This window comes from Candidatus Thiodiazotropha sp. LNASS1 (assembly GCF_964212655.1).
Taxonomy (GTDB): domain Bacteria; phylum Pseudomonadota; class Gammaproteobacteria; order Chromatiales; family Chromatiaceae; genus Thiodiazotropha.
In genome coordinates this window covers 3,210,031-3,236,102 of sequence record NZ_OZ156465.1, presented here as the reverse complement: position 1 = coordinate 3,236,102, position 26,072 = coordinate 3,210,031, and the positions used below count along the sequence as shown (strand labels likewise).

Below are 26,072 nucleotides of genomic sequence, written 5' to 3'. Positions count from 1 at the left end.
CCTTACATTGCATTCAACTTGATGATCGGACAGGTGCTGGAGGACAAGTGAGGATTTGTTGGCGATAATCCAGCGACTTTACGCGAGCGGTTATAGATTGATCCCAAGCGTTGGCTCTATATTGAGTCAGAATATTGAGAGCAGTTTCGAACATTATACCGGGTTCTGCTTCAGGCTCATTGAGGCCTACCGGATATCAGGTTTCTGAATAATGCCTGATCCTCGTCTGCTTTCACAAGACATCACATGAGCTTACATCGCTTAATAGCTTTCTTGTGTAAATTTCGGCTTTGTTGAGCGCTCAGATCCTAAAGCCGCGAACCACGGAGCGCATGTTCTCAGCCAGCCCGGCAAGATCCTTGGAGAGTTCGGTCATGGCCTCCGCGCTACGGGCATTGGTCTGTGCAGCATCTCCCACTGAGTGGATGTTACCGCTGATGTCCTGGGCGACGATGCTCTGTTGATTGGCGGCGGTGGCCACCATCTGGTTGAGGTCGCTGATTTCGGTAATCATCCCCGTGATCTCATTCAACACATCGACAACCTTGCTCGACTGATCGATACCGACCCGCGCCTGGTTGCTGCCCTCATCCATCACCCGGCCCGCCTCATGGGCCCGTCGCTGCAGTTTTTCGATCATCTGATTGATCTCTTCCGTCGATCGTTGGGTGCGGTCCGCCAGGGTTCTGACCTCATCCGCCACCACCGCGAAGCCTCGGCCATGTACACCGGCCCTTGCCGCTTCGATGGCCGCGTTCAGCGCCAACAGATTGGTCTGTTCGGCTATCTCCCTGATCACGTCGAGTATCTTGCCTATCGCGTCACTCTCCGATTCCAGGGTCCGGATCGTCTCAGCCGCCGTCTCGACCTCGCCGGCCATGCTGTTGATCATATCCATGGCTTCCCCGACGACCGACCTTCCGGCGGTGGCCGCATCATTCGATTTTCTGGTAGTATCGGCCGCGCTCTCTGCCGTTTTGGCCACCTCGACGATGGAATGGGACATCTCCTCCGAAGCGGTGGCCATCTGCTCGAGTGTGGAGCGCTGTCGACAGATCTCATTACCGACTTCAGCAACGGTTTCCGCCGATTTACAGGCATCAGACGCCAACTGTTTCGCGGTTTCATCCAGGCGTCCGAGCACGGTCCTCAATCCCGCCTGCACCATCACTCCCGCCAACTCCACTGCACCGACATCGCTCATATTGCCCGTATAGACATACTGCATGATCGGGTTATTCACCAGTTGCCTGGCCCGCGCCGCCGATTGTCTCACTTCGCGGGTCGCAATTGATGCCACGCCATAGCTGATCACTATGCCGCCCATCCAACCCAACAGCTGTGGCAACCATGACCAGCCACCCAATAACGAGAAGAGCGCCATCGGCAGGCTGAAGATCAACGCCAGCCAGAAAAACTGACGCAGTGTGCTGCCGGGCCGAAAACGCAGCACGAAGGGTATGCGGCCTTTGCGCAGGGATGTATAGAGTTTCTCCGCCCGTGCCACCCGTTCACGGCTGGGAGCGACACGTACCGACTGGTAACCCACCTTGGCCTCACCCTCATACACCGACGTCACATAGGCGTCCACCCAGTAATAGCCGCCATCCTTGCTGCGGTTTTTCACAATCCCCATCCAGGACTCATCCCGCTTCAGCGTCTCCCATAGATCGGCGAAGGCCTCTGGCGGCATATCCGGGTGGCGAACGATATTGTGGTTGGTATTCAGCAGTTCATCCCGGGAGTACTGACTGATGTCAACAAAGGCCTGATTGGCCTGAGTGATGATACCTTTAAGGTCAGTGGTCGATATGAGTTCAGCGTCCGATGCTACCGAGGATTCCTGATCCTTGATCGGTAGATTGATTTTCATCGCGGTAGGTGCCTTTAAAGACAGATTGAACTACAACGTGTATCGGCCGGATAGACTTTAACTGAAGGACCTTCTGACACATCGAGGGTAAATAGTCACTATTTTCCTGATCTGTAACAATCGGGTCATGCACGACAGATGCCGTTTTATTCGCATATCGGGTAATTGGTCGGCAGTCTCTACCGCTGCCTATCGCAAAAAGTACGATAAAAATCCTATTTATAAAGAACAACATAAAATGCACGCATTACAAATCGGAATGCTCCTTCTATTTAACATTTTATAACTCAAGCAAAGTTCAAATTAGCCGACAACAACCATTGCGACAATACCACTGTTTTTATGGTACTACTCCAGTGAAATGATTAAACAGATTACCACGCAACAAATCAGACCGGGCATGTATGTCCATAAACTGGATTGCTCATGGCTGGATCACCCTTTCGCAAGAAATAGCTTCCTCATCAAAGATATGGATGATGTACGTAAATTGCGTGGCGTAAAACTCAGTCAAATTTTGATTGATACGGAGAAGGGTCTTGACGTCGATGTGCGGATTGCAACCCAGGCCTCGGATCCACAGCCGGAAGAGACGGTTGAAAAAGAGGTTAAATGTCCGAAAGACAGGCAGAAACGTATTTCGGTGGCGGAGGAGCGGCAGCGGGCTTGTGCGGTCAAGCAAGAGGCCGAGCGTGTGATCACGGGGATCATGGCGGACATCAAGCTGGGTAAAAGGATCGATGCTGAACGCGTGTCGCCGGTCGTGGAGCATATGATGGGGTCGGTATTCCGCAACGAAGACGCCCTGCTGGGATTGACCCGCCTCCGTCAGATGGACAAGTACACCTTTGAGCACTCTGTGAGTGTGTCGGTATTGCTGATCGCATTTGCGAAACAACTTGGATTGGAAGAGTCGATTATTCGGGATTTGGGCATTGGTGGATTATTGCACGATATCGGCAAAATGCGTGTTCCCGATAAGATCCTGAATAAACCGGGGCGTCTGAACGATGAAGAGTTCGCGGTCATACGCGAACATGTGAATCTTGGCCACAGCCTGGTTGACGGCGTGGAAACGATATCCGCCACCGCGCTGGAAGTCGTGACGCAGCACCATGAACGCATCGACGGCAGTGGCTATCCATGCAAACTGCATGGTGATGAGACCGGTTTGTACGGGAAAATGGCGGCCGTAGTGGACGTCTACGACGCCATTACAAGCGATCGAGTCTACCATAAGGGACAACTGCCAAGCGTGGTGCTGAAGCGCATGATGGAGTGGAGCGGTTCCCATTTCGATCCAAAGCTGGTGCAGCACTTTATTCAGTGTGTCGGCATCTATCCGGTGGGCTCAGTGGTGGCGTTGGAAAGCGAACGCCTGGCTATCGTGGTCCAGTCGCCCGAGGAAGGCCTATTGGAGCCCCTGGTCAACATGGTTTACGACCTACGCAAGCGCCGCTTTATCACACCCCGGCTACTCGATCTGGCAAACCAGCCGGAGGGCGAAAAGGATCGCATACTGCGCCTGGAATCTGCTGAGAGTTACGGCATACGGCCTGAAGTGTTCATGCAATAATCTACAGCATCGGATGGTGGATAAAGAAGGAGTATTGCCTTAAAGGGATGCGCCCCGAAGGAATCGCCCTTGGGATTTGTTGTCGGGGCGGCGAGCCGCACACTACACCCAGAACATCATTTGCGTCTTTTTACGTTCATTTGCGGACTTTAAAAACCTAACGTCCCTCGACGAAGTTGCGTAGCAGGTCATGCCCATAACGGGTGAGGATGGATTCGGGGTGAAACTGCACCCCCTGGATTGCCAGTTCCTTATGCCGTACACCCATGATCTCATCCATCTCACCCTCATTCTCTGTCCAGGCCGTTATCTCCAGACACGCGGGCAGGCTCTCATTCTCGATCACCAGGGAGTGGTAGCGCGTCGCTTCGAAGGGATTTTCCAGTCCGCTGAAGACGCCTGCCCCGGCATGCAAAATGGGGGATGTCTTGCCGTGCATCACCTCCCGCGCGTGCACGATCTTGCCGCCAAAGGCCTGGCCAATGGATTGATGGCCAAGACAGACACCCAGGATCGGTATGCGTCCGGCATAGGCACGGATGGTCTCCACGGAGATGCCGGCCTCGTTGGGTGTACAGGGCCCGGGAGAGATGACGATATGGTCGGGGGCGATGGCTTCGATCTCCCCTACCGTAATCCCATCGTTGCGCACCACCTTGACCTCGACACCGAGTTCACCCAGATACTGCACCAGGTTATAGGTGAAAGAGTCGTAATTATCGATCATCAACAACATGATTACGCCTCCTCATCACAGGCATGCCGATCCAGCCCAGCCTCTGCCAGAGCCACCGCGCGGAACACCGCCCGCCCCTTGTTCATGGTCTCCTTCCACTCCAGTTCGGGGATGGAGTCTGCAACCACCCCCGCGCCGGCCTGGATGTGCAGGGTCTCGTCTTTGATGACCGCGGTCCTGATGGCGATGGCCGTATCCATATTGCCGTTCCACGAGAGATAACCGACCGCGCCGGAATAGATGCCCCGCTTCACCGGCTCCAGCTCATCGATGATCTCCATAGCGCGGATCTTCGGTGCCCCACTTACCGTACCGGCGGGAAAGGTGGCCCGCAGGACATCGATGGCACTCATACCGTCACGCAACTCTCCGATGACGTTGGAGACGATATGCATGACATGGGAGTAACGTTCGACGATCATCTTATCGGTCAACTCCACACTTCCGATCTTCGCCACGCGACCGGTGTCGTTGCGTCCGAGGTCGATCAGCATCAGGTGTTCCGCCAGCTCCTTGGGATCCGCCAGCAGCTCAGCCTCCAGGGCCTTGTCCTCCTCTTCCGTATGTCCCCGCCGGCGGGTACCCGCGATGGGGCGTACCGTTACCACCCCATCCTCGAGACGGGTGAGGATCTCCGGCGAGGAGCCTACGATATGAAAACCGTCAAGATTGAGGTAGTACATGTAGGGTGAAGGATTGAGTCCACGCAAGGCCCGATAGAGATCGATGGGCGGTGCCTGAAACGGGATGGAAAGACGCTGCGAGACGACCACCTGCATACAGTCACCCTCAAGGATATACTCCTTGATCCGTTCCACCGCCTGTTTGTAGCCCTGTTCGGTAAACCCGGAGACGAAATCGGACTCATTGACCATTCTTTCAGGACCGCAACTCTCCCGGGGTACGGGCTGCCTCATGGCGTATACCAACTCGCGGATCCTCGATTCGGCCGACGCCAGAGTGCCTCCCTGGGTGGGATCCACATGCACAATGACGAACATCCGCCCCGACAGGTTATCGAACACCACCACTTCGTCCGAAACCATCAACAGAATATCGGGCGTCCCGAGTTGATCGGGATTGGGGCAATCGGCCAGTTTGGGTTCTATGTAACGGATGATGTCATATCCGAAATAGCCCACCAAACCACCATTGAAACGAGGTAAATCCTCCAGCTCGGCGGCCTTGAAGCGTTGCTGGAAGGACTCGATCCAGGCCAATGGATCATCCACCTGGTGGGATTCAATCACTTCGCCGTCGCTCACCACCTCGATCTGCAGGCCGTCAATCCTGACATGGGTACGGCATGGCAGGCCGATGATGGAGTAGCGCCCCCACTTCTCCCCACCATGCACCGACTCAAATAGATACGAGTAGGGGCCATGGGCCAGCTTCATATAGACACTTAGGGGGGTATCGAGGTCCGCCAGGACCTCGCAGACGACGGGAATGCGATTATAGCCCTGTTGCGCCAGGGCGGCGAACTGTTGGGGGGTCATTTTCCTCTCCACACAAAAGACCAGACGACGGGATTTAACGGGTTGGTTCGGGAATCACCAACGCCATCGCGCGCCATACATCAAGGTCGTGTTGTGTGAAAGCAGGGTCATTTCGTATTGTTTACCGTCAATAGTTGCTGCTAACCATAATCAAAACTTGGGCAGGTCTCAAGCGGCATTTTCCAACAACGCGCTGATCTCGGCCAATGAGTCGAGCACGGCATCCGGGTTATAGTGCCGGATATCCTCGCCATGGTTGTAACCGTAACTCATGCAGACAATCTGAAAACCGGCGGCACGGGCCGCTTTCACATCGCTCTGTGAATCACCCACCATCAGTGAGGCGGTCGGGTCAGCCGACAGTTGTTCGGCTGCATGCAGCAGCGGCATCGGATCGGGCTTCTTCTTCGGCAGCGTATCGCCGGCAATGACTATCTCGAAATCGTCATGAACACCCAGATCCCGCAGTAGCGGCAGGGTGAACTGGGCTGCCTTGTTGGTCACACAGCCGAGGCGAAAGCCTTGTCTCTTCAAATAGTCCAGACCTTCGCGAATTCCCGGATAGAGCACTGAACGCTTACTCGTGTTTTCAGCATAGAGATCGAGAAAGATGGGATAGGCGCGCTCATAGTCGGCTTCGTCCGGTTCACCGTCAAGCTGGCCGATGAGGGCACGGCGCACCAGGCGCTCCACCCCATTACCGACCCAGTCCCGCACTTTTGTTTCACCGTGGCGCGGTCGACCCAGCCGATCCATCATCTCATCCACGCAATAGGCCAGATCAGGCACGCTGTCGACCAGGGTGCCGTCCACGTCGATGAGGATCATTTCGGGTTTCTTAATCATGACTGCATGTTCTCAATCGGAGGCTGTAAAAGGTCCGCGAATGGAGAGTTATTGATCGTTTTATTGTTAGGGTGCGGCTTGCCGCACCGTGCACGGTTGAACCGACATATCAATGGTGCGGCAAGCCGCACCCTACATGTCTGATTAGTAATATCGTCAAAAACATTTGCGTTTATTCGCGTTCACTTGCGGACTCATCATTCATTCAAACAAATCAGACCTTGGCCAATTCCGCCTTCATTTTTCCGACGATGGTATCGTAACGGTTGGCATCGCCCGCTTCGGGAAAGCCGAAAATCCCCGATCCCGCCACGAAGGTGTCGGCTCCGGCGGCCTTGATCTCGGCGATATTGTCGACCTTGACGCCGCCATCGATCTCGAGGCGGATATCCAAGCCTGAATCATCGATCAGTTTGCGGCACTGGCGTAGTTTATCCATGGTGGCGGGAATAAAGCTCTGACCGCCGAATCCCGGGTTGACCGACATCAGCAGAATCATGTCGACCTTATCGAGCACATAGTCGAGATGGGACAGGGGAGTGGCCGGATTGAACACCAGACCCGATTTACAACCCTCGCTGCGTATCAACTGCAGACTGCGGTCGATATGCTCGGAGGCCTCCGGGTGGAAGGTGATGTAGGTGGCCCCGGCCTTGGCGAAATCGGGGATGATGCGGTCTACAGGCTTGACCATCATATGGACATCGATATCGGCTGTGACGCCATGTTTGCGCAGGGCCTCGCAGACCAGCGGACCGATGGTCAGGTTCGGCACATAATGGTTGTCCATGACGTCAAAATGAACGATCTCAGCACCTGATGCGAGGACGCTATCCACCTCTTCACCCAACTTGGCGAAATCCGCTGACAATATTGACGGTGCGATCTTATCGGATTGACGGGCCATGATTTTCATCTCCTACTGTTCTGCCGGCTGTGGCCTGGGAAACCCATTTTCTCGCCACATTACCCAAAAAAAGGAGGCCACTTTACCCCAAAGCGCCACCATTTTCAGCTATCCCCTTTGTAGGGCATTATCCATAGTCGGCAATCGCAGTCGGCAGAACGCTGCAATCAAGCATGCTTCTGACGGACCCATGGCTATTCAACCTTTAGCGAGGGTACACTAAGATCGTTGTAAGGCCTAAGGAATTCCATGTGAATCGCTACCTTTGCACAACCAAGCTGAGACGAAGAAGAATCACCCCTGTTCCTATTCGCCAGCTGTTCCTGCTGCTGCTTATCGGCATGGCGGAAATATCGCTTGCCGCCAATCTGAGCCGTGAACAGCGAGTTTCGGAAGCGCTGGAGGCGGCGCTCTCTGAAGGCAGTCCGGTATGGCTTGAAGCCGAATCAGTGCGCTTTCTGGCGATTCACAGGGAAACGTCCTCGGTAAAACGCCTTGGCAGTGCCGTTTTGTTACATGACAGCGGCTCCCATGCCGATTGGCACGAAGTCATCAATCCCTTAAGACGCCACCTGGCTGAAAGGGGTTGGGATACCCTATCGATTCAAACACCGATCACTGACGATCCGTCTGACCCTGTGACCATTCAGTCATTGATCGAACTGAGTCTGCCGCGCATCCAGGCCGCCATCGATTTCCTGACTGAGCAACAAACCGGCGAGACGGTCCTGATAGGACATGGACTGGGCGCCGGGATGGCCATGAACTTTGTGACTCAGCCAGGCAACCGGATTGGGGCGATTGCCGCCATCGGAGTGGCAATGTCCACCGATGATGAGCAGGATCCGGCGTTTTTGGCCATCAAGGGGGCGGAAACAGCGATACTCGATCTCTATGGCAGCCGTGACCATCCCTCTGTGGTCGACAGTGCACCACTGCGCCGCGCCATTGCCGTAAGGAATGGACGAAAAAAATACCGTCAGGTTGAAGTATCCGGCGCCGATCACTTTTTCAGCGGCATGCAGGAGGAGTTAGGCTATCGTATCGCTGCATGGTTAAGACAGGCTGTGCGCCAATAGCAACCTACTCAACATCCATCAATGCCTTGATCCGTCTGACATAGAAGCGGGTCTCACCGGGGGCATAGTACTCAACCTGACGCCATGCCTTGATCTCTCCATGTTCCTTCCTGGCTCTTTTATAGGCCTTGAGCACATTGCCGTAGCCGGCATTGTAGCTGGCCAGGGCGAAAGCCAGCCGTTGTTCCGTCGGCAAACCCTTTTTCCACTTCCGATAGAGTTTGCGATCATAGTAGATCCCTGCAGCGATATTCCACCGGGGTTCGTTGATCAGGGTAAAGTGAGGATTGTCTTCCTTAATCTCTTCATAAGTGGCCGGCAGAATCTGCATGATGCCCTTTGCGCCAGCCGGGCTTTTTGCAGTCGGTTTCAAACCGGACTCGGCGATCGCCTGAGCCTTGAACCAGTACCAGTCGATATGCGGTCCAAAATAGTGTTTGGTGTATTTTCGAAAATAGTTGTCGTATTCACGGCTCCAGTGGTTATCCTTGACGAGCTTGAGCGCTCCGGCAAAGGCCAGGCCAGGCAGCAAAACCAGCAACAGCAACCAGCGTGGGGTCGACATGGGGTGTCCGGATCTATTGAATCACAGTTGAGCGGCCTTAATTCAGACCTAGCCCTATCACCAAACCGAGTGCGGTACCGATACCGATGAAGATGCCCATGATCATAATCCCAACGGCTATATTCCCCTTCTGCAGCTCATCCGGAATACTGAAATTCACAATATGACTAAAGACTTTACAGCCGAACCACATGAAGAAAATGGTCAGCGCGCCACCAAAGATCACATAGATGAAGTTGAGAAGAATCGGGTCAATGGAATCGGTCATATCTCTCCTCCTTTAACTGTTAAGCCATGCCTCTGGCCTGTTTTACGCGTTCATAGGCTTTTTTGATCTCATCCGTCTTTTGTGCCGCCATTTTCATCATCTCCTCGGGAAGTCCCTTGGAGACCAGTTTGTCAGGATGGTGTTGACTGATCAGCCGTCGATAGGCCCGCTTGACCTCCTTATCCGTCGCCTCCGGTGTAATGTTCAGGATGTCGTAGGCATCCTTAACGGAAAGCCCCTGCGTCCTTGATGGTGCTCTATCACCCCTGCCGGTACCGGCATAGTGAGACTGGGCGCGTATCATGCGTTCCAGTCTTCTGAAGGTAAATTCGGAAACATTCAGCAGTGAACAGATATGCAGCAACAATGCCTCTTCAGCCCTGTCCATACGGTTGTCTGCATAGGCTGCCTGGATCTGGATCTCGAGAAACATCTGTATCAGGGTTTGACGGCGATGGCACTCCAGTCGAAACTGCTCCACCACTTCGTCCAGAGGAAAGCCTTCCGCTTTACCTTCATTGAACAGACGGATCGCTGTCTTACGCATTTCGCTCGACAGCGACATCTGCGCCATGAGGGCTTCGGCCAGCTTGATCTCATCCGGGGAGACACGACCGTCAGCTTTGGCCAGATGCCCCATAACGGAAAAAGTGGCGGTGAAGAAGGCTGTCTGAACCCGTTCCTGATCACCCGGCCCCCAGCTTATCTGCTCGTCAGGCAGCCCCTGCAGGCCCTTATCGAAACGATGACCAAGGGCGGCACCCAGTACCGCGCCCAAGGGTCCACCCAGCATGAAACCGAACGCACCACCTACCAGTTTACCCCACCAACTCAAAGGCTTACCTCTATGCTACGGCTACTGAAGAAATCAAAGCGTCACTATACCTCAACGGAACGCTATTTTCCGTGGATATATTGCTCATCGCTGAAGGAGTAAACCCAGGTCGGACAGAACACCACCATCAGGGTGATCACCCAGCCGTTGACCAGGGCTTCCGGGAAAAACATCAGGGGGAAGAAGGGCATCACTGTGACTTCCAGTTCAGCCATGGTATAGGCGCCACTGAGAACCAGTAGCTGCATCGCCAGATAGCCACTGGCATAGCCAACCAGCCAGGCGGTAAAAAAGCCGTTACCCAGGACATACACAAAGAACTGCCTGGGCAGCCAACTGCGTACCAATACCAGGGAAATTTGCGAAAGGGTGATCGGAACCAATGCCACGGTCAGAAAGCTGACTACATAACCCTGCCACCCGATGCCCGCATTCAGACAGACGGCCAATAGGGCGATACTGGCCATAATGATGGCCATAGACCATCCGAACATCAGGGTTATCACTGTAGCGCCAAGCAGGTGGAATGAGATCCCCGGTTGCAGATGGGCACGAATATGCCAGAGCACAATCAGAGCAACGATTGCGCCAAGAAAGACATGCAGCTGCCCGTCGCGGGCAAGTCGCCCCCAGGGCGCCAGGCGCAGCGCAACAAGGAGCACCACACCATACAGGCCGGCAAACCACCACAACAGGGCGTCGGAAAAAAGTTCACCATCAAGCTCCATCGCGAATCTATCCTTTTCACAAAACGGATTTCAGTTATGCTGTTAACTGAAACCTCGATAATGGGTGTTTGGCCCGCCACTCCAACCCACAAATCAACAGGGGAAACTCCCGTGAAGTACCGCCAGCTCGGCCACACTGACATTCAGGTAAGTGCACTCTGTCTCGGCACCATGACCTATGGAGAGCAGAACAGCGAATCAGAGGCCCATGCTCAGCTCGACCGGGCGATAGGTGCCGGTATTAACTTTATCGACACAGCCGAGATGTATCCGGTTCCACCCAAGGCGAAAACCCAAGGGCTGACCGAGCGCCATATCGGCACCTGGCTTGCCCGCCACGGTGAGCGCGACCGGTTGGTCATCGCCACCAAGGTTTCCGGCCCGGCGGATTGGTTAAGCTATCTGAGAGACGGTAACCCGCGTCTCGACAGAGTCAACATCGAGGCGGCAGTGGATGAGAGTCTGCAACGACTGCAGACAGATTACATTGATATCTATCAGCTCCACTGGCCGGACCGTCACACCAATTATTTCGGTGATCTCGGTTACCGGGCGGCTGGATCAGAAGAGATGACACCGATCCTGGAAACCCTGCAGATCTTGGGCGATTTGAAAAAGGCCGGCAAGATACGCCATATCGGTGTCTCCAATGAGACCCCCTGGGGATTGATGCGCTATCTGAGCCTGGCTGAGGAGCATCATCTGCCGAGGGCTGTCAGCATCCAAAATCCCTATAATCTGCTGAACCGTACATTTGAAATCGGATTGGCGGAAATTGCCCATCGAGAAAGCTGTGGACTGCTGGCCTACTCACCGATGGCATTCGGCGTGCTTTCCGGCAAATATCTCGATGACCATCGACCTGCGAATGCCCGTTTGACCCTTTTCGACCGTTTTATCCGATACTCCAATCCACAGGCTGATTGGGTGACCCAAAAATATGTCGAGCTGGCGAAGAGAGAGGGTATTAATCCCGCCCAAATGGCGTTGGCATATGTGACAAGCCGACCTTTTGTAACCAGCAATATCATCGGCGCCACCACTTTGGAGCAACTTGATGAGAATATTGAAAGTATCCATATCACCCTATCCGAAGAGGTCTTGGCTGAGATCGAAACGATCCATACTCAACAACCCAATCCAGCGCCATAGCCAGATGTGTGATTGTTGTAAATAATTGAGAATGACAATGGCAATAACACGCGTTCAGAGCCATAATCGAATTATCCCCAGGGATAAACCATATTAAGTCGGAGACCCAGGACAATGAATTCACCGAGAATCCGTATTGGCGATTGGTTTAAAACTGTCGATGGCGATAATCTTGAGGTAGTGGCCTTCGATCCAGATGACGGTGTCGTGGAAGTCCAGTTTTATGACGGTACCGTGGAAGAGTACGATATGGAGGACTGGGAGTCGTTGGAGGTCAAACCCATCGCACCGCCTGAGGATTGGTCGGGATCCTATGATCTTTCCAAAGACGATTATGGTGTCGATCTGGACCACCCGGCAGGTGAAATCATACCCAATCCCCTCGACCACCTCGAGGACAACGACTAAACTCATCGCGAACCACCATCACTGATGGAGGCTCTCACGCATTCAACCCTTTTTTCCTACCGTTGAAAACGCCACGCCTGACCTGCATAGTGAAACCAGTCTCCTGTTTCTTACGTAAGTCATTGTAAGGATGCAAAATCCTGCTGCTACAGCCGGATTTGAGCTGGAGTTGTTAAAGTTAGTTGGCGCCACGCCGCTAAAATAAGTAACGAACCCCCACTGGCACTTGGTGCAGGAGGTGCAACATGAAGACAGTCTACGACATGAGCACAGGACAGATCATTGAAAGTGGCCTGACAAGCGAGACCCTGCAGCTTATTGCGCCTGATGCATCCATTCCAGCACTGCAACTCCAACTGGTGACTCCGGAACAGAGTACGGAGAGAGAGATTCCGCCCGAGTTGGTCCTGGCGGACTTGAACGCCTTCATTGACGAAATGAGCTGATGGGATAAGAGACTCTCTCTCTGTACCCCCTAAATGAAACCGGGTCTTTGAGGCCCGGTTTTTTATTGGGTATCTGGAATTATTGACTTAAAGCAAGGGGATGCTTACCCCTCTTTATCCAGGGTCACCACAACCAGCCCCGCTTCAAGCCGCACCTCAACGGATTCGAGCAGCTCACCCGCACAGGGGCCGCTTAGACAGTAGCCGTCTTCGAGCCTGAACAGGGCGCCATGTGTCGCACACTGGATGTAGCTATTACTGAGATCCAAAAACTGATCCGGTTGCCATTCAAGATTGACACCGGTATGGGGGCAGCTGTTTTTGTACGCAGCCAGGTGTTCGCCGCGACGGACAACGAATAGCTCCACACTGCCACTCTCACCCTCAACGACGAATCCACGACTTCCCGGATCCCCCAGGGATGAGATATCACAGACCACATGGCGCTCAGGCAATGTGCAGCCCCCGGCGACCACACTTTTCCCCTGCCAGACGAACCGCACTGCGCAGCACCGCAGCAGGGTCTGAACCCGCCAGCAAACCGTCTATCACCCCGGCATTGAAGACATCACCCGCCCCCAGGGTATCGATCACCTCCTGGGGGTGGTATGCCGGCACATGCAGGGTATCTCCAGCAACGGTCTGTAGCCAGGCGCCCTCCACTCCCCAGGTTGCGAACAACATAGCGGATTCCGCACGGGAGCGGATTGAATCAAACAGATCCTGCGCGCGCTCGAACCCTTGCGACGATGCATAGGCCTTGGCGAGAATCACAACATCGGCCATAGCCGCCAGCCCTTCGATACCTTCCCGAGGCTTTTCGATCTCCAGGGAGATGGTCGCTGAGTGTGGCGTGAATCTGGCATGCCTTAACATTGCCTCATAAACCGGCACCTCTCTCCCCTCAAAATGGATCCAGTCATAGTTGTTGAGATCGATCTTCTCAAAGGCTTCAATTCGATACTCCGGGAGGTCACGATAATGAATGATGGTACGCGAACCAGTCGCCTCACTGGCGATGATATGGGAGGTTGGCGTGACCCCGCCGGATTGAATCGTCACCCACTCCGTATCAACTCCATACTGTTGCAGGTCGCTCATGATAAACCGGCTGGCCGCATCATCTCCCAGTGTCCCTGCCCAACTGCAATGGTGGCCCAGTTGAGTCAATACCACTAAGGTGTTCGTTGCATTACCGCCGCGACACTGTCGTTGAGCAGCGGCGCGCAGTTCATCGTCCTCATTCGGAAAGGCAGCAACACGATTGATGCTGTCAAGGGTTGCGCCGCCGACTGCAAGCACCCGCATGGTTATAGATCCGAAACCTTAGTAGGGCATGTTACTTTCTGCGGAACAGACGACCCAATGAGGTTCGTTTCGGATCTGAATCCGCACTGCCGCTATCGGTGGGCGATTGCCGCGGGGCTTCATTGAGCAGTAAGGAATCATCCACCAGACGGCTGTTTCCAATCTGTTCTGAGGATCGATCCAAACCACCGGCTTTTCTCAGTAGCAGCTCAAGCTTGCGTTTCAGCTGATCGACCTCTTTATCCCGATCTTCGATGGCATCCTCCAATGAACGGCACTGACTTTGCGACATCTTCAGCAGATGATCTTTCTCATTCAGGGATTGTTGCATGGAGACCATCTCCTGACGGCTGGCCTGCAGTGCCGCCACTTCATCGACATCCCGATTCTCTGAAGTACCCAATCGGGACTTGGCGGCATGTAGCTCGGTACGCATATGTTCCAGATCCGCCGCTGCCTGACGACGCACCATATCCAGCTCCGTGCGGAGGGCATTCACCTGCTCATCCACCCCGAAAGACTGGACATCCTGTATCTGTTCCACATAGGTTTCGATAACACTGCGCAGTTCACCCACTTCGCGTCGCATCTTACTCGCTTCTGCCTTGGCGTCATCACGTTCACGCTCATAGCTCTCGGCCTTGCGCCGCAGTGTCTCCATCTGCCCAAACAGGTCATCAGCCAGACTGGAATCGGAAACCTGCTCCCGCATACCGCTCATTTCGGAGTGGAGTTGGTCGTTCTCATTCACCAGGTCGGTGTATTGATTGCGCATTTCGGCAAGCTGATTGGTCAGATTATCCCGTTCCTTGGTGAGACTCTCGAGATCCTCTCCCAACATTTCAATCGCTGTCTCCTGAACCTCGCGCTCACGCCGCAGGACATCTGCCTGGCGCGCCATTTTCTCCGATTTTTCCCTCTTCTTCCTCTCCGACTCCAACTCTACTCGAAGTGCATGCACTTCGTTGTCCACATCATCACTCAGCTGACTCTCCATCTCCAGCTGGACCTCGCGCAGACCCTCGACCTCACGCTTAAGCGCCTTATTCTTCTCTTCGGCTTTGCGCAACGCTTCATTAACCTCCCGAAGCTCGCGCTTGTCAACCATCTGCTCCGCCCCCTCGACCGAGGCCGCCAGAGCAATATGCAACTCGTCCATTTCACTCTGCAGCTGACCGATGGTCTGATTCAACTCCTGCTCACGTTGCTGATGCGCATCGGCCTGTCCCTGGACCTCCTGTTCAAACTGCTCGAGTTCCTGCTGGCGTTCCTGTAACTGCTGCTGTAGAGCCTCAAGCTCCTGCTGTTGCTGTTCAACGGTTTCTGAGAGCGCTTTCTCCTGCTGTTGCTGTTGCTCGCTGCGCGAATCCAGATCCTTTAGCTGTTGTCGCTGTTGCTCCAACTCACTGTTTTGATCGTTCAGCTGCTGTTCCAGGGTTGCCTTTGCCTCTGTCAAGGCCCTGTGGCTCTTCTCCAATTCGGCAAAGGAGCCGGCAGCGGTCTCAGCGGACGCCTTCTCAGCCGTTAATGCCTGCTGCAGTTGTTCAACTGTTTGTCTCTCATCCGTCAGGGTTGCTTCAATTCTTTCCCGATACTGTTGCAGTTCAGCCTGCGTTTCTTCGAGCCGCTGTGTCAGTCCGTTCTTGTCCGTTGTCAATTGTTGTTGGCTGGCCTCCAGCTCGGATCGGGCCTGATCCGCTGCCTTCAGGGTTGACCTGGTCTCCTCCAATGCCTGTCCAAGCTGTTCGATCCGCTGATCCTTTTCGATCAATTGCGTTTCTGCGGCCTGGATGTTTTCCTGCCACTCATGCTGCTGCTGATCCTGCTGTTGCCGCAATTCACTTTTCGCCTGCTCAGCATCCTGCAGCGACTCCTCAAGTGCCTTCAGTTGTTGTTCGAGGGATTGCTGCAGCTGCTTTTGCTCATCCAACTCGTTGCTGGTCTGATTGACCGCCTGTTCAGCGGTCTCCAGGGAGTGCTTAAGGAATTGTGCGGTCTGATGTTCCTGTTCCAAGCGCGCCTCAAACTCAACGCGTTTTTCATTTTGCTGCTTGGCATCCGCCGCTGCCTGCTGTAACTGCTCTTTGAGTGAAAACAACTCCTCCTGGGAACGGGATGTTATCTCATCACCCTGTGCCTGCAAGGCATCCAGCTCCTGATGAAGTTGTTGTTCCCTCTCCTCGGCCTGTCGCTGCGCCTGCTCGAGCGATTCCAGCGTCTGTTGAAGATCGGTTAGCTCACTTGCATGGTGAGACGCCTGTTCTTCCAGCGACTGCTGCAGCTCCTTCACCCTGGATTCCGAGTTCTCCAGATTTTGTTCACGTTTACCCAGCAGCTCGTCACTCTGTTGTTTCTCCTGCCTGAGCCGATCCAGGGCGCCTCTTGCCTCTTCAAGGTCATCACGCAGGGACTCCATGGCATTGGCATACTGGGCATCCGCATCATTGCCTGCCTGGCGTACCGCTTCGAGCTCCTTTTCCAACCCGGCACGGCGATCATCCAGCGCCTGCAACTCCTGCTGTAAAGAGTTGACCTGATCATGTTCCTGATTGAAGCGCTCTTGTAGTTCATCACGCTCGCCCTGGAGAGCGCCTTTAGCTGAATCGGCGGCTTCCAGTTGCTGTTTTATCTCCTGCTGTGTCTGTAACAGACCACTGATCTGGCTATCCGCCTGTTGACTTGATTGCTCCAATCGCTGGTTGGTTTCCTGTAACTGATTCTGCAGTTCGGAAACGACCAGTTGATGTTCGGTTTGTTGTTGTTCCAGATCAGATTGTGCATGGGAGAGTCCATGCTGGGTGGACTCCAGTTTCCGTTCAAGCTCCGCCGCCTCTTCAGCCATACTCTGCTGAGTCTGCTGCAGGGACTCGCTCAACCGGTCACGCTCTTCCGCGATCGCCTGTAGTTGATCTGCCTGCTGTTGGCGTTCAACTTGCTGTTGCTGCAACTCCGAATGGGCCTGAGTGAGTTCATGCTGGATGGATTCCAGCTGCTGTTCAAGCTCCGCCGCCTCTGCGGTCATATTCCGGTGGGTCTGTTCCAGTGACTCCGCCAGCCTGTCACGCTCATCCCTTGTTGCCTTTAGTTCGTCTGTCTGCTGTTGGTGCTGATCCTCAGCCTCCTGGTATTGCTGCTGCAGCTCATCCCGCTCCTTGAGAATAACTTCACGCTCCTCCGCCGATTGACTGCGATAGGTATCCGCATCTTGCCGCAGCTGGGCGTTTTCACTCTTCAACGATTCAATCTCAGCGCTGAGCTGAGACCCCTGCTGTTGAGTCTCCTGCCGGCTTTCATTGGCATTTTCAAGCTGAAACTGCAGCTCGGTTATCTGTTCTTTGAGACGACCTTCATTCTCCTCATGTCTGGATTGCAGCTGCTCCAGTTGCCGGTTCAGCCTGTCGCTCTGCTGCGACGCCGTTTCATGGTTCTGTTTGGCCCTGTCCAGATCAGCCCGGGCGGTCTCAAGGGCCTGTTCCAATTCAGCGACACGGTCCTGCAGGTCCTGCCGTTCAGCCCCCAGGCTCTCCCCATCTGCAACCCTGGATTGTGCAGTCGCCAGAGATTCTCGCAAGGATGCAACCTCCTGCTGCAAGGCCTGAGCATTCTTTGCGCTCTCCTCGCCTGTTTGCATACGACTCTTGGCTACCGCCAGGGCCTGGCGCAACAGTTTGATTTCGGTATGTCTCTGCTCCAGCTCCTGCTCAAATTGACGATGGGCTTCGGACAACTCATTTTGCAGACGATCGACAACCGATTGTGGCACACCGGTACTCTCGGTGGCGCCATCCTCTTCAGATTCACGATTGAAATCGATGACATTGTTCGTTGCCGCCGCATCCCCTTGCTGGCTCATGCCTGCCAGCTCAGCAATCTGCTCCCAGTTGCTCTCGATAACGAAGACCTCTGCCCCACGTTCAGTCAAAAGGTATGCGGCAGTCGCGGATTGGCCAACCTCCTCGCCATAGACGACATAGGCCCGATCGAGGGTAAGACTGGAGGCTTGAAAGCGCAGGGAGAAAAACGGCAAATTGATCGCCCCCGGGAGATGCCCCTCTTCATACTCCTCTGGGGTACGGACATCCAGCCATAGCGCACCCTTTTCGATCATCTCAGAGGCACGCTCATAATCTACGGATCTGGAGAGGGGCTGTTTGACCAGTTCAATGAAATCTCTTTTGCTCAACCGCACCAGCACGCCGTCTGTCATCATGGTGACTGAGCTGCCCCGGGATTTGTTGGAGATCAGCGCCTCCTCTCCAAAGCCCTTGCCGGCATGTAATCTGGCCAGCTCCACAGGAGCATGACCGGCTTCAGGGGTGCGCGTGACGCAGCATTCACCCTTACTGATGAGGTAGAAATAGTCGCCCTCTTCCCCTTGGTTGATAATTACATCACCCTCATCAACCTTGATCTCCTCCATCCGCATCATGACACGTTGAAGATTTGCGGGGGGTATCTGTTGAAATACCGGAGACTGCAGCAACAGGGTCATCCAATCGTCGCTGCTCGGCTGCTCGATATCCTTCACCTCGTAGCTGGCACTATGACTACGGGCCAACATATCACTTAATAGACGACTGTCGATGCGTACAAAACTGACGTTGGTTCTCGCCTGTGCCGAATGTTTTCTCGGCAGCTGATGCGCCAGGGCAAAGCGTGCCGTGGGGGTTCCGCTGCTGATCAGGTCCATCTCTTTCTGCCCGGAAAGCAGCGCCACTGTCCCGGAGAGCAGATAGACATTCTGATGGTCAGTATCCCCTTCGCGAAAGAGATACTCACTCTTTTTGACCTTCTCTATCACGATCTGGCTCAGGAGATGTCCAAGCTGATCTTCTGAAAGGGTGTTCAGAGGTACCAGATTCTTCAGTAGGACGTCGTCATTTTTACTGTTGGGCACGGCCATTCTTTCAATGCTCAGGAATTTTGATCCTTTGATGAAGGGGTCACATCGCTCCTCTATTTAACGGCACAGTATTTCAAAACTGAATGGGTATATTAACCTTAAACATGGATGAATCTCGACCCGGTTCGCACTAAACAAGAGCGCAAAACCATAGCTGGAACAAGGTTATGATACAACGATCCAGATCAATTATTTGTAACATTGCATAGGTGAAATGTGAAACAGGTAAAAGGCATCATCGCAGCTGGACATTATGAAACCGTTAAGGCGGGGTGCGAGATATTGCGGGAGGGCGGAAATGCGTTCGATGCCGTTGTGGCCGCCATGCTGGCGGCCTGCGTTGCAGAACCGGTGCTCGCCTCCCCCGGCGGAGGGGGATTTCTCACTGCCAGACCCGCCCAATCAGACCCGCTTGTCTACGATTTCTTCGCCCAGACGCCGAGACAGATGCTGCCTGAGAGTGAGCTTGGCTTCTATCCGATAGAGGCCGATTTCGGCACCGCCAGCCAAACCTTCCACATCGGCATGGGCTCGATAGCCACTCCGGGGTTCATCAAGGGTCTTTATGCCATTCATGCGAATCATTGCCGGCTACCCCTGGACATGCTCTTTCAACCGGCAATCGAACTGGCGGCAGATGGGGTAGCCATCAATCCGTTTCAACACCTGATAACGACCATCATAGCCCCTATTTTGCGCGCAACCCCAGAAGCCATGGCAATCAACGCCTCTCCGGAGGACCCTGGACGCCTGATCTCTGAGGGTGAACGGCACCGCCTGCCTGCTTTCTCAGACTTTCTGAAGATACTTTTGGCTGAGGGGGAAAGGGTGTTTTACGAGGGCGAGGCCGGCCGGCAATTGGTCGGTGACTGCCGGGATAAGGGCGGCCATCTGCAAATGGATGATCTGCTAGGCTATAAGGTTCTCAGGCGCGTCCCACTGCAATACAGATACCGCAATGCACAAATTTCAACCAACCCACTACCTTCACTCGGCGGCACACTGATCGCCTTCTCCCTCGGCTTACTGGCTTCCCATAGGTTTGATTTTCAGGCCGCAGGTAAAGAGAAACATATACGACACCTCGCACATATCATGCGCTTAACTCAGCTGGCGCGAACAGATCACCACTCAAACATGGACCGCATCCTCGATCCTGAGATTGGTGATCATTTCAGAAAACGCCTCGACAAAGGTGGATTGTCCACGCGCGGCACCACCCAGATCAGCGTTGCCGATACGGACGGGAATCTCGCCAGTATGACCCTCTCAAATGGGGAAGGGAGCGGCTATGTCATACCAGGCACCGGCATCATGATGAACAATATGTTGGGCGAAGAGGACCTGAATCCGGGCGGTTTCCATCAATGGCCCCTCAACCATCGCCTTGCTTCGATGATGGCACCCACCCTGATCCTGACCGATGAAGGACGGGCGATCGTAATGGGTTCCGGCGGCTCAAACCGGATTCGCAGCGCGATACTGCAAGTGATTATCAATCAGCTCGATTTCCGCATGCCCCTGGAACAGGCCATCTCCTTCCCTCGCATCCATTTCGAAAACGAGCTGCTGAGTATAGAACCGGGGATCGATGAGTCAATTGCCGCAGCCTTGAAAAACGAATTTCCAAGGCAGCAACACTGGCAAAACAAGAATCTGTTTTTCGGAGGAACCCACTGCGTGGTATTGGATGAAAAAGGGAACCACATGGGTATAGGCGATGAACGCCGTGGCGGCGTCAGTCTCTCCGTATAGCCACTACGGCAGCCACGGCCTGTGAACACTCATTCAATCGGCCCTAGTCAGATCCAAGCAGCTCCTGTTTGAGGGAATTGCTGATTGGAGAATCGCCCAACCATACCATGAGCAATGCTTGATAGAAGTCACCCCCCGGGATGACCCCTTTTTCCACACCTTTGATTGTGACGACAGTGCCTTTGCCGGGCATGTAGTCCAGACTGATCAGGTCACCCTTCTGCAAAGTCTGGAACATGGCATTGAATTGATCGAGACGATCACCAACAGCCTGCAACTTCTCAGGACTGAGATTGGCGCTGAATCCATCATTCCAGCCCTCAACAAATTTCTCTTTTTCAATCTCAGAGTAGAGAATCTGCATCTGAACACGGGCCGGCCTGTCGACATCGATCACTTCGGCAATGTCACTTGTCGACTGTTGAAGATAGAGCGAGGCCAGATAGATCTTGAAAAATACTTTCTTACGAATACCGGCGCCGTTCAAGACCAATGCGGCATTGTCAGCCTCTCTGACGATCTGCTCCGGCAGCGGTATTCCAGCTATTTCTCTGGCTTGGATTGTCATCATGCAGGCCATAAACAGACAGGTAAATACAATTTGTCGCATCATTCATTCATCCTTTGTTCAATGGTCCAATCAGGCTGCCGTTAGCTACTCGAACCCATCATACCGGGATGGACATATATAGCATGACTATCGTTGTTGTGTAGTACGGAAATCGTAAATTTGACATCCGTGACCACCAACCACCTATATTTTGCCTGTATCGACTTCAATCGGGTCGATCACACATTTCTCTCGATAAGCGAATCAATCATAGCTTACTATGTAGCCGGGCTGCCAAACATGCTTTGCAGTTATCTGTCACTTCATGGCGGAATTACCGTCAATTAGGGGGAAATTAACTGAGATCATGAAAAAACTATACAAAAAACTGTATTTTCGTATTTAACTATCTAGAATCTGTGTTATTTTTAACACGCACAACTATTTTCATAAGAAGGAGCAAACCCTATGGCCCTCAGAAAAACCACCAAAAAGACTGCAAAGAAAGCAGCAAAGAAAAAAGTAGCTGCAAAGAAAACAGTCGCAGCACCACGCTTAAAGTCAATCGCAACCAAACAGACAAAGACCCAGATCATCGGCGCTATCGCCGAAGACACAGGTCTGTCGAAAAAGGATGTTTCCGCAGTATTCGGCTCGTTGGATTCGCTGATTACGCGTCATATGCAGCGCCGGGGTTCTGGCGAGATTACCATTCCAGACACCGGCATCAAGGTACGCCGGGTTATCAAACCTCGAACCAAGGCGCGTATGGGCCGTAATCCCGCTACCGGCGAAGCCATCAAGATTGCTGCCAAGCCAGCCAAGACCGTCGTCAAGGTGACTGCACTCAAAGCCTTGAAAGACAAGATCGGTTAATGCCTTACCGCTGCCACTACGTCCTGTAGTGGCAGCATCAACTCACATATTCAGTCTCGCTCACCTACAGCAAACCATCCACCGAATGCCGTATGTACGGCACACTTTTACTACTGGGGCAATATCACCAACTCTCGGCCCTGCTGTCTCAAGCTGAGATGCTTGAGAAAACTCATACCGAGCAACACCTCATCATCCGGCATGCTTGGCAGGATTGTAGCCTTCACATCCCGCATCTCGATCGGTCCCAATTGCAGTTGATCGATCTTTGTCAACCAACTGCGCACGACACCGTTAGCAGTTCTGCTTTGCGTCGCTATCCCCCGCTGTAACCCCGCCTTGTCCGCGAGAGCGGATGAGACCGCGACATATGTCGCTCCGGTATCGAGCAAAAATGTCACGGCTATACCGTTGATGCGGCCAGGTGCAACATAGTGTCCTGCACGATTTCGTTGCAGGACAACTGCCACTTTCCCACCGTCATAAGTAGTGACCTTGAGATCCCGGTTTGGATTTTTCTGCTTATCGAGCCACTGTGAAAACAACAGGGTCAATAACAACAACAGCAGCAGCCAGGCAGCCAGAATCATCCATCGTCCGAACCTCTGACGTTCACTCATTTGACGTATTACCCCCGGGGCAAGGGGCCGTGTCATTTTTTAGTCCGGCAACCAATTATATTGTGTTGATAAACGGTTAACGACGGTAGCTTCTGCTACCGCCCTGAGCGCGTGACTGATTGGCGACATGACGCCGATAAAAGGCCAACGCACTGTTGCCGTTGGCCGACACATCAAATACCTTCCAGCCGGCATCACTGCGGTAGAAACGAAAATCCAACGATGCCGGATAACCGCCGGCCTGCAAAATACCAACCCTTACTTTCACCTCATTGTCAGCGACCCGCCGTGGCCGAAAGAAACGTACATCCTGATTATCATAGCTTGAGAGTCTCTTGCTGAGGGTACCGAGCAGCATCTCTTTAATCTTCTGAGCCAACGCCTGGCGCTGCTGATCATTCATATGCCGATTCATGGGACCCGCCGCCCAGGTCGCCATATAGGCAAAATCAAAATAGGGTGCAACTTCACGCTCCAGAAACGCCGAAATCTGCTGTGGTTGGGGGCTATCCGATGTACGAAGAAATCTCAGCAGTTTCGTCATCCCTTCGCGCAACAGGGTATCGGGCCCCACCTCCTGGTACACAGGGGCCTGTAGTCGCGATGCCGGGTAGTTGTAACCAGGGGCTGCCTGCACCGATGCAGCAAACAGACTCAATGTGGTAATGGCCATTAATACTCTTTTCATATCTCCTCCGTCAGGGTGATTGGAACGTCTTTGCGTCCTCCAGGTGAGAGTGCCTACTGCTGATCGCAAAATCAAGCATATCAGCAGATTGATATTTGAATACCTCCGATACAGCATCTGTCCGAAGTCTTATCATCCCGGGCTTGGCCGATGTCTACCCGTGGATTCAACCCATTACCGTGAATGCACACCATTCACCGTGAATCTAAACAACTTGAAAATCATTTAGTACCTGGTGAAATAATTACTGAGTTCTATCGATACACAAAGATGACTTCCGCAATGGATCAAACCCCACGCAATCATCAAGTAGTTATTTTTTTGTAGATATCGGAAACCTTCAGAGGTAGTTTTTCGATCTCGTTGACAACGGTATAGTTCGCCGCACCGTACATATGAGGCAGATAGTCCTGTCCCTCTTCATCGATAGTAATGCAAAACGCGTGAATACCTTGGCGTCTCGCCTCGAACAGGGCCTGCCGGGTATCCTCAATACCGTATTGGCTGCGGTATTCGTCATTGTAGTCATCCGGTTTGCCATCAGACAACGTGATCAGCAACTTGGTTCTTGCTTCCACTTCATTGAGAAGATGACTCAAGTGGCGGATAGCGGCGCCCATACGGGTATAGTCTCCGGCACGCATAGCGCTGATTCTTGCCTTTACCCCATCATCATAGGGCTGATCAAAGCCTTTTACAGGAAACACTTCACAACGCTTACGGCTCATCCCGGTAAAGCCATAGATTGCATAGCGATCACCCAGCATTTCCAGCGACTCTGCCAGCAGGATCAAGGCCTCTCGTTCTGCTTCGTTGACCCAACCCTGGGTTGAACCGGACATATCCACCATAAACATCACCGCGATATTCCGCTCTTCCCGGTGCATGCGTGTAAAAAGGCGATCCGTCATCTCCAATCCTGTATGCATATCCGCCCAGGCCTCGACAAAGGCATCGATATCCACGCTATCGCCATATGCCTGGCGCTTCAGTAACCTGTCCTCATCACGCAGCGCCTCAAATGTCTTGCGTAGACCCGCTAATAAACGACGATATTTGTACATGACCCCGGCAACAAAATCATCGTACTCCTCCCTGACGGGCATCTCTCTGACAACACACCAGTTCTTGCGATAGTGTTTGCGCCGATAGTCCCACTCCTGATAGAGAAAAGCGCCGTCTTCGTGATAGGTGCCGCTCCACACCTTCTCCGGCTTCAACGTTTCCTCTTCGGTGTCCTTCAGATCGTACTCTCCAGGTCCGGCAGGCGTAAGATACTCTTCGGGGATGTCCCCCAGATCCTGAACAATCGATGTCATCAGATTTCTGATCTCTTCAGAGAACGGGACTGACTTGCCGTTTACCTGCAATTCAAACTGCATCTCCTCCACAAACGGGGAATCATCCAAGGGTGTCAGAGAAAAACGATCAATCGGTTCCTGATCATCGCCTGACTGTTGCAGATCATCGGCGATCGCCTTCAAGGCCACGCGCAGTTTGGCCTTTTCCCTTTCTATCCGTCGCAGCATAACCGCCAGCACCAGGTCCGGTTTCAATTGGCCGTGAAAAAGAGCTGCCTTCGGCAACCTATTGCCGATAATACGTTTGCAAAGATCAAGGGAGTCTTGCGCTGTGGCCTGGCGCGTTTGCAGAAAGGCCACCTGTTTTGCCCACCCTTCCGGGAGCGGCTCTGGATTCAACTTATTCGAGAGTTCCTTCATCTCGCGAAAGAGTCCCGGCAGTTCCCGTTCGATACAGGCATTCAGGCGTACGGTTTCAACTGCATGAAAACATCGCAGCGCCCTCTCCGGCGTCGGATGCGCCTCCAGATAGGGGATCAAATCGGCGCGGAAGGTCCCGAAGCGAACCTGTGCCCAATGATAGGCCACAGCAGCTTTATAGAGTAAAAAATTATCCCGGACGTTCGGCAGATGGGCCATCACAGCGGGAAGGAATATCACCTCACCGTCGGTATAGAGGTAATCGGCCTTTTCAAGCTTCAGCTTTCTGCCGGATAATCCCTGAACGAAAGGAAGCAATACACCAGCCTGCTCATCAAACACAGACCCGGCAGCCCGTTCACGCCCCTGCTCAACAAACACATCCATATCCCTGATCGTCGCCAGCGCTGCATGCAGCCCGGAAGTATCGTACAGATCCATCGACTGAACGAGCCAGGCTTCGATCATCGACTCGTCCATCTGTCGAAGCGCCTCGGGCGCCTGTTGTGCAAACTGATAGGCAATCTCGATATGGGTACTGGCGGTGCGTCTTATCCAGTCAAGAATATATGCCTGCTCCTCTGTTGGCAGTCCGGCAAGCTCCTCGCTTATTTTCCGGGTATTGCGGAAACTGTATTCAACCTCGAAGTAATCATCGAGTAGTGACTGAATCTGCATTTGATCGAGTTGTGATCTCATACCGCCGTGACGCCTTGAGGCCTTGGTGTGCGTC

23 protein-coding genes are annotated in these 26,072 nt (G+C 53.5%); 7 read left to right on the top strand and 16 right to left on the bottom strand.

Annotation, left to right across the window (positions count from 1 at the left end):
- Positions 1-301: 301 nt before the first annotated feature.
- Positions 302-1,873, bottom strand: a complete 1,572-nt coding sequence (locus AB8516_RS14195) for a methyl-accepting chemotaxis protein (RefSeq protein WP_369161629.1) — start codon at positions 1,871-1,873, stop codon at positions 302-304.
- Between the two features lie 361 nt (positions 1,874-2,234).
- On the opposite strand from AB8516_RS14195, the gene AB8516_RS14190 reads away from it, so the two are divergent.
- Entirely contained in the window at positions 2,235-3,449 is a 1,215-nt protein-coding gene (locus tag AB8516_RS14190) for an HD-GYP domain-containing protein (RefSeq protein ID WP_369161627.1), read from the top strand.
- A 157-nt stretch (positions 3,450-3,606) separates the two neighbouring features.
- Here the strand turns inward: AB8516_RS14190 and AB8516_RS14185 are convergent, their stop codons facing one another.
- The 4 genes from AB8516_RS14185 to rpe form a co-directional block, all read right to left on the bottom strand.
- A complete protein-coding gene (locus tag AB8516_RS14185; protein ID WP_369161625.1) occupies positions 3,607-4,185 on the bottom strand; it encodes an aminodeoxychorismate/anthranilate synthase component II in 579 nt (192 codons plus the stop codon).
- A 2-nt stretch (positions 4,186-4,187) separates the two neighbouring features.
- On the bottom strand, positions 4,188-5,684 hold the full coding sequence (trpE, locus tag AB8516_RS14180) for an anthranilate synthase component I (RefSeq protein ID WP_369161623.1): 1,497 nt from the start codon (positions 5,682-5,684) through the stop codon (positions 4,188-4,190).
- A gap of 168 nt (positions 5,685-5,852) precedes the next feature.
- On the bottom strand, positions 5,853-6,530 hold the full coding sequence (locus AB8516_RS14175) for a phosphoglycolate phosphatase (protein ID WP_369161621.1): 678 nt from the start codon (positions 6,528-6,530) through the stop codon (positions 5,853-5,855).
- 214 nt (positions 6,531-6,744) lie between these two features.
- Positions 6,745-7,437, bottom strand: coding sequence for a ribulose-phosphate 3-epimerase (gene rpe / locus AB8516_RS14170; protein ID WP_108291440.1), 693 nt, complete (start codon positions 7,435-7,437; stop codon positions 6,745-6,747).
- 251 nt (positions 7,438-7,688) lie between these two features.
- On the opposite strand from rpe, the gene AB8516_RS14165 reads away from it, so the two are divergent.
- Positions 7,689-8,516: a DUF3530 family protein gene (locus AB8516_RS14165; RefSeq protein WP_369161619.1), complete on the top strand. Its 828-nt coding sequence runs from the start codon at positions 7,689-7,691 to the stop codon at positions 8,514-8,516.
- Between the two features lie 4 nt (positions 8,517-8,520).
- Here AB8516_RS14165 and AB8516_RS14160 read toward each other — a convergent pair whose 3' ends face one another.
- From AB8516_RS14160 to AB8516_RS14145, 4 genes are all read right to left on the bottom strand, one after another.
- Complete coding sequence (locus tag AB8516_RS14160) at positions 8,521-9,081, bottom strand: transglycosylase SLT domain-containing protein (RefSeq protein WP_369161617.1); 561 nt, start codon at positions 9,079-9,081, stop codon at positions 8,521-8,523.
- 37 nt (positions 9,082-9,118) lie between these two features.
- Positions 9,119-9,349 (bottom strand): DUF350 domain-containing protein, encoded by a 231-nt coding sequence (locus AB8516_RS14155; RefSeq protein WP_083220946.1) that lies wholly within the window; start codon positions 9,347-9,349, stop codon positions 9,119-9,121.
- A 19-nt stretch (positions 9,350-9,368) separates the two neighbouring features.
- On the bottom strand, positions 9,369-10,184 hold the full coding sequence (djlA, locus tag AB8516_RS14150; RefSeq protein WP_108291446.1) for a co-chaperone DjlA: 816 nt from the start codon (positions 10,182-10,184) through the stop codon (positions 9,369-9,371).
- Positions 10,185-10,246: 62 nt separating this feature from the next.
- Positions 10,247-10,912, bottom strand: a complete 666-nt coding sequence (locus tag AB8516_RS14145) for an energy-coupling factor ABC transporter permease (protein ID WP_369161614.1) — start codon at positions 10,910-10,912, stop codon at positions 10,247-10,249.
- Between the two features lie 111 nt (positions 10,913-11,023).
- Here AB8516_RS14145 and AB8516_RS14140 point away from each other — a divergent pair, with 111 nt between their 5' ends.
- The 3 genes from AB8516_RS14140 (at position 11,024) to AB8516_RS14130 (ending at position 12,918) form a co-directional block, all read left to right on the top strand.
- Entirely contained in the window at positions 11,024-12,064 is a 1,041-nt protein-coding gene (locus tag AB8516_RS14140) for an NADP(H)-dependent aldo-keto reductase (RefSeq protein WP_369161612.1), read from the top strand.
- Between the two features lie 114 nt (positions 12,065-12,178).
- A complete protein-coding gene (locus tag AB8516_RS14135) occupies positions 12,179-12,472 on the top strand; it encodes a DUF6763 family protein (RefSeq protein WP_108291452.1) in 294 nt (97 codons plus the stop codon).
- A gap of 245 nt (positions 12,473-12,717) precedes the next feature.
- Complete coding sequence (locus AB8516_RS14130) at positions 12,718-12,918, top strand: hypothetical protein (protein ID WP_369161609.1); 201 nt, start codon at positions 12,718-12,720, stop codon at positions 12,916-12,918.
- A gap of 104 nt (positions 12,919-13,022) precedes the next feature.
- On the opposite strand, the gene AB8516_RS14125 is transcribed toward AB8516_RS14130, so the two are convergent.
- The 3 genes from AB8516_RS14125 to AB8516_RS14115 are packed head-to-tail and all read right to left on the bottom strand — an operon-like array spanning position 13,023 to position 19,123.
- On the bottom strand, positions 13,023-13,373 hold the full coding sequence (locus AB8516_RS14125) for a Rieske (2Fe-2S) protein (protein ID WP_369161607.1): 351 nt from the start codon (positions 13,371-13,373) through the stop codon (positions 13,023-13,025).
- The gene (locus AB8516_RS14120; RefSeq protein WP_369161605.1) at positions 13,366-14,226 is read right to left on the bottom strand and encodes a PfkB family carbohydrate kinase; all 861 of its coding nucleotides are present in this window, start codon (positions 14,224-14,226) and stop codon (positions 13,366-13,368) included. Before AB8516_RS14120 ends, AB8516_RS14125 begins: the two co-directional genes overlap by 8 nt.
- Before the next feature lie 31 nt (positions 14,227-14,257).
- On the bottom strand, positions 14,258-19,123 hold the full coding sequence (locus AB8516_RS14115) for a cyclic nucleotide-binding domain-containing protein (RefSeq protein ID WP_369161603.1): 4,866 nt from the start codon (positions 19,121-19,123) through the stop codon (positions 14,258-14,260).
- Between the two features lie 222 nt (positions 19,124-19,345).
- On the opposite strand from AB8516_RS14115, the gene AB8516_RS14110 reads away from it, so the two are divergent.
- Positions 19,346-20,884 carry a gamma-glutamyltransferase family protein gene (locus tag AB8516_RS14110; RefSeq protein WP_369161601.1) on the top strand — a complete coding sequence of 513 codons (1,539 nt, stop codon included), beginning with the start codon at positions 19,346-19,348 and terminating at the stop codon, positions 20,882-20,884.
- A 43-nt stretch (positions 20,885-20,927) separates the two neighbouring features.
- Here the strand turns inward: AB8516_RS14110 and AB8516_RS14105 are convergent, their stop codons facing one another.
- Positions 20,928-21,497, bottom strand: a complete 570-nt coding sequence (locus AB8516_RS14105; protein ID WP_369161599.1) for a chalcone isomerase family protein — start codon at positions 21,495-21,497, stop codon at positions 20,928-20,930.
- Positions 21,498-21,902: 405 nt separating this feature from the next.
- On the opposite strand from AB8516_RS14105, the gene AB8516_RS14100 reads away from it, so the two are divergent.
- Positions 21,903-22,310, top strand: a complete 408-nt coding sequence (locus AB8516_RS14100) for an HU family DNA-binding protein (RefSeq protein WP_069127551.1) — start codon at positions 21,903-21,905, stop codon at positions 22,308-22,310.
- A gap of 110 nt (positions 22,311-22,420) precedes the next feature.
- Here the strand turns inward: AB8516_RS14100 and AB8516_RS14095 are convergent, their stop codons facing one another.
- From AB8516_RS14095 to AB8516_RS14085, 3 genes are all read right to left on the bottom strand, one after another.
- On the bottom strand, positions 22,421-22,930 hold the full coding sequence (locus AB8516_RS14095) for a TIGR02281 family clan AA aspartic protease (protein ID WP_369161597.1): 510 nt from the start codon (positions 22,928-22,930) through the stop codon (positions 22,421-22,423).
- A 76-nt stretch (positions 22,931-23,006) separates the two neighbouring features.
- Positions 23,007-23,618 (bottom strand): phospholipid-binding protein MlaC, encoded by a 612-nt coding sequence (locus AB8516_RS14090; protein ID WP_369161595.1) that lies wholly within the window; start codon positions 23,616-23,618, stop codon positions 23,007-23,009.
- A gap of 305 nt (positions 23,619-23,923) precedes the next feature.
- Positions 23,924-26,038 carry a nitric oxide reductase activation protein NorD gene (locus AB8516_RS14085; RefSeq protein WP_369161593.1) on the bottom strand — a complete coding sequence of 705 codons (2,115 nt, stop codon included), beginning with the start codon at positions 26,036-26,038 and terminating at the stop codon, positions 23,924-23,926.
- Between the last annotated feature and the right edge of the window lie 34 nt (positions 26,039-26,072).

Bases quoted from the DNA above. Each gene is read 5' to 3' on its own strand.
- AB8516_RS14105 (WP_369161599.1), bottom strand. From the start codon at position 21,497: ATGATGCGACAAATTGTATTTACCTGTCTGTTTATGGCCTGCATGATG.
- AB8516_RS14135 (WP_108291452.1), top strand. From the start codon at position 12,179: ATGAATTCACCGAGAATCCGTATTGGCGATTGGTTTAAAACTGTCGAT.
- AB8516_RS14145 (WP_369161614.1), bottom strand. From the start codon at position 10,912: ATGGAGCTTGATGGTGAACTTTTTTCCGACGCCCTGTTGTGGTGGTTT.
- AB8516_RS14130 (WP_369161609.1), top strand. From the start codon at position 12,718: ATGAAGACAGTCTACGACATGAGCACAGGACAGATCATTGAAAGTGGC.
- AB8516_RS14100 (WP_069127551.1), top strand. From the start codon at position 21,903: ATGGCCCTCAGAAAAACCACCAAAAAGACTGCAAAGAAAGCAGCAAAG.
- AB8516_RS14185 (WP_369161625.1), bottom strand. From the start codon at position 4,185: ATGTTGTTGATGATCGATAATTACGACTCTTTCACCTATAACCTGGTG.
- rpe (WP_108291440.1), bottom strand. From the start codon at position 7,437: ATGGCCCGTCAATCCGATAAGATCGCACCGTCAATATTGTCAGCGGAT.
- AB8516_RS14085 (WP_369161593.1), bottom strand. From the start codon at position 26,038: ATGAGATCACAACTCGATCAAATGCAGATTCAGTCACTACTCGATGAT.
- AB8516_RS14195 (WP_369161629.1), bottom strand. From the start codon at position 1,873: ATGAAAATCAATCTACCGATCAAGGATCAGGAATCCTCGGTAGCATCG.
- AB8516_RS14090 (WP_369161595.1), bottom strand. From the start codon at position 23,618: ATGAAAAGAGTATTAATGGCCATTACCACATTGAGTCTGTTTGCTGCA.
- trpE (WP_369161623.1), bottom strand. From the start codon at position 5,684: ATGACCCCCCAACAGTTCGCCGCCCTGGCGCAACAGGGCTATAATCGC.
- AB8516_RS14190 (WP_369161627.1), top strand. From the start codon at position 2,235: ATGATTAAACAGATTACCACGCAACAAATCAGACCGGGCATGTATGTC.
- AB8516_RS14155 (WP_083220946.1), bottom strand. From the start codon at position 9,349: ATGACCGATTCCATTGACCCGATTCTTCTCAACTTCATCTATGTGATC.
- AB8516_RS14175 (WP_369161621.1), bottom strand. From the start codon at position 6,530: ATGATTAAGAAACCCGAAATGATCCTCATCGACGTGGACGGCACCCTG.
- AB8516_RS14160 (WP_369161617.1), bottom strand. From the start codon at position 9,081: ATGTCGACCCCACGCTGGTTGCTGTTGCTGGTTTTGCTGCCTGGCCTG.
- AB8516_RS14120 (WP_369161605.1), bottom strand. From the start codon at position 14,226: ATGCGGGTGCTTGCAGTCGGCGGCGCAACCCTTGACAGCATCAATCGT.
- AB8516_RS14095 (WP_369161597.1), bottom strand. From the start codon at position 22,930: ATGAGTGAACGTCAGAGGTTCGGACGATGGATGATTCTGGCTGCCTGG.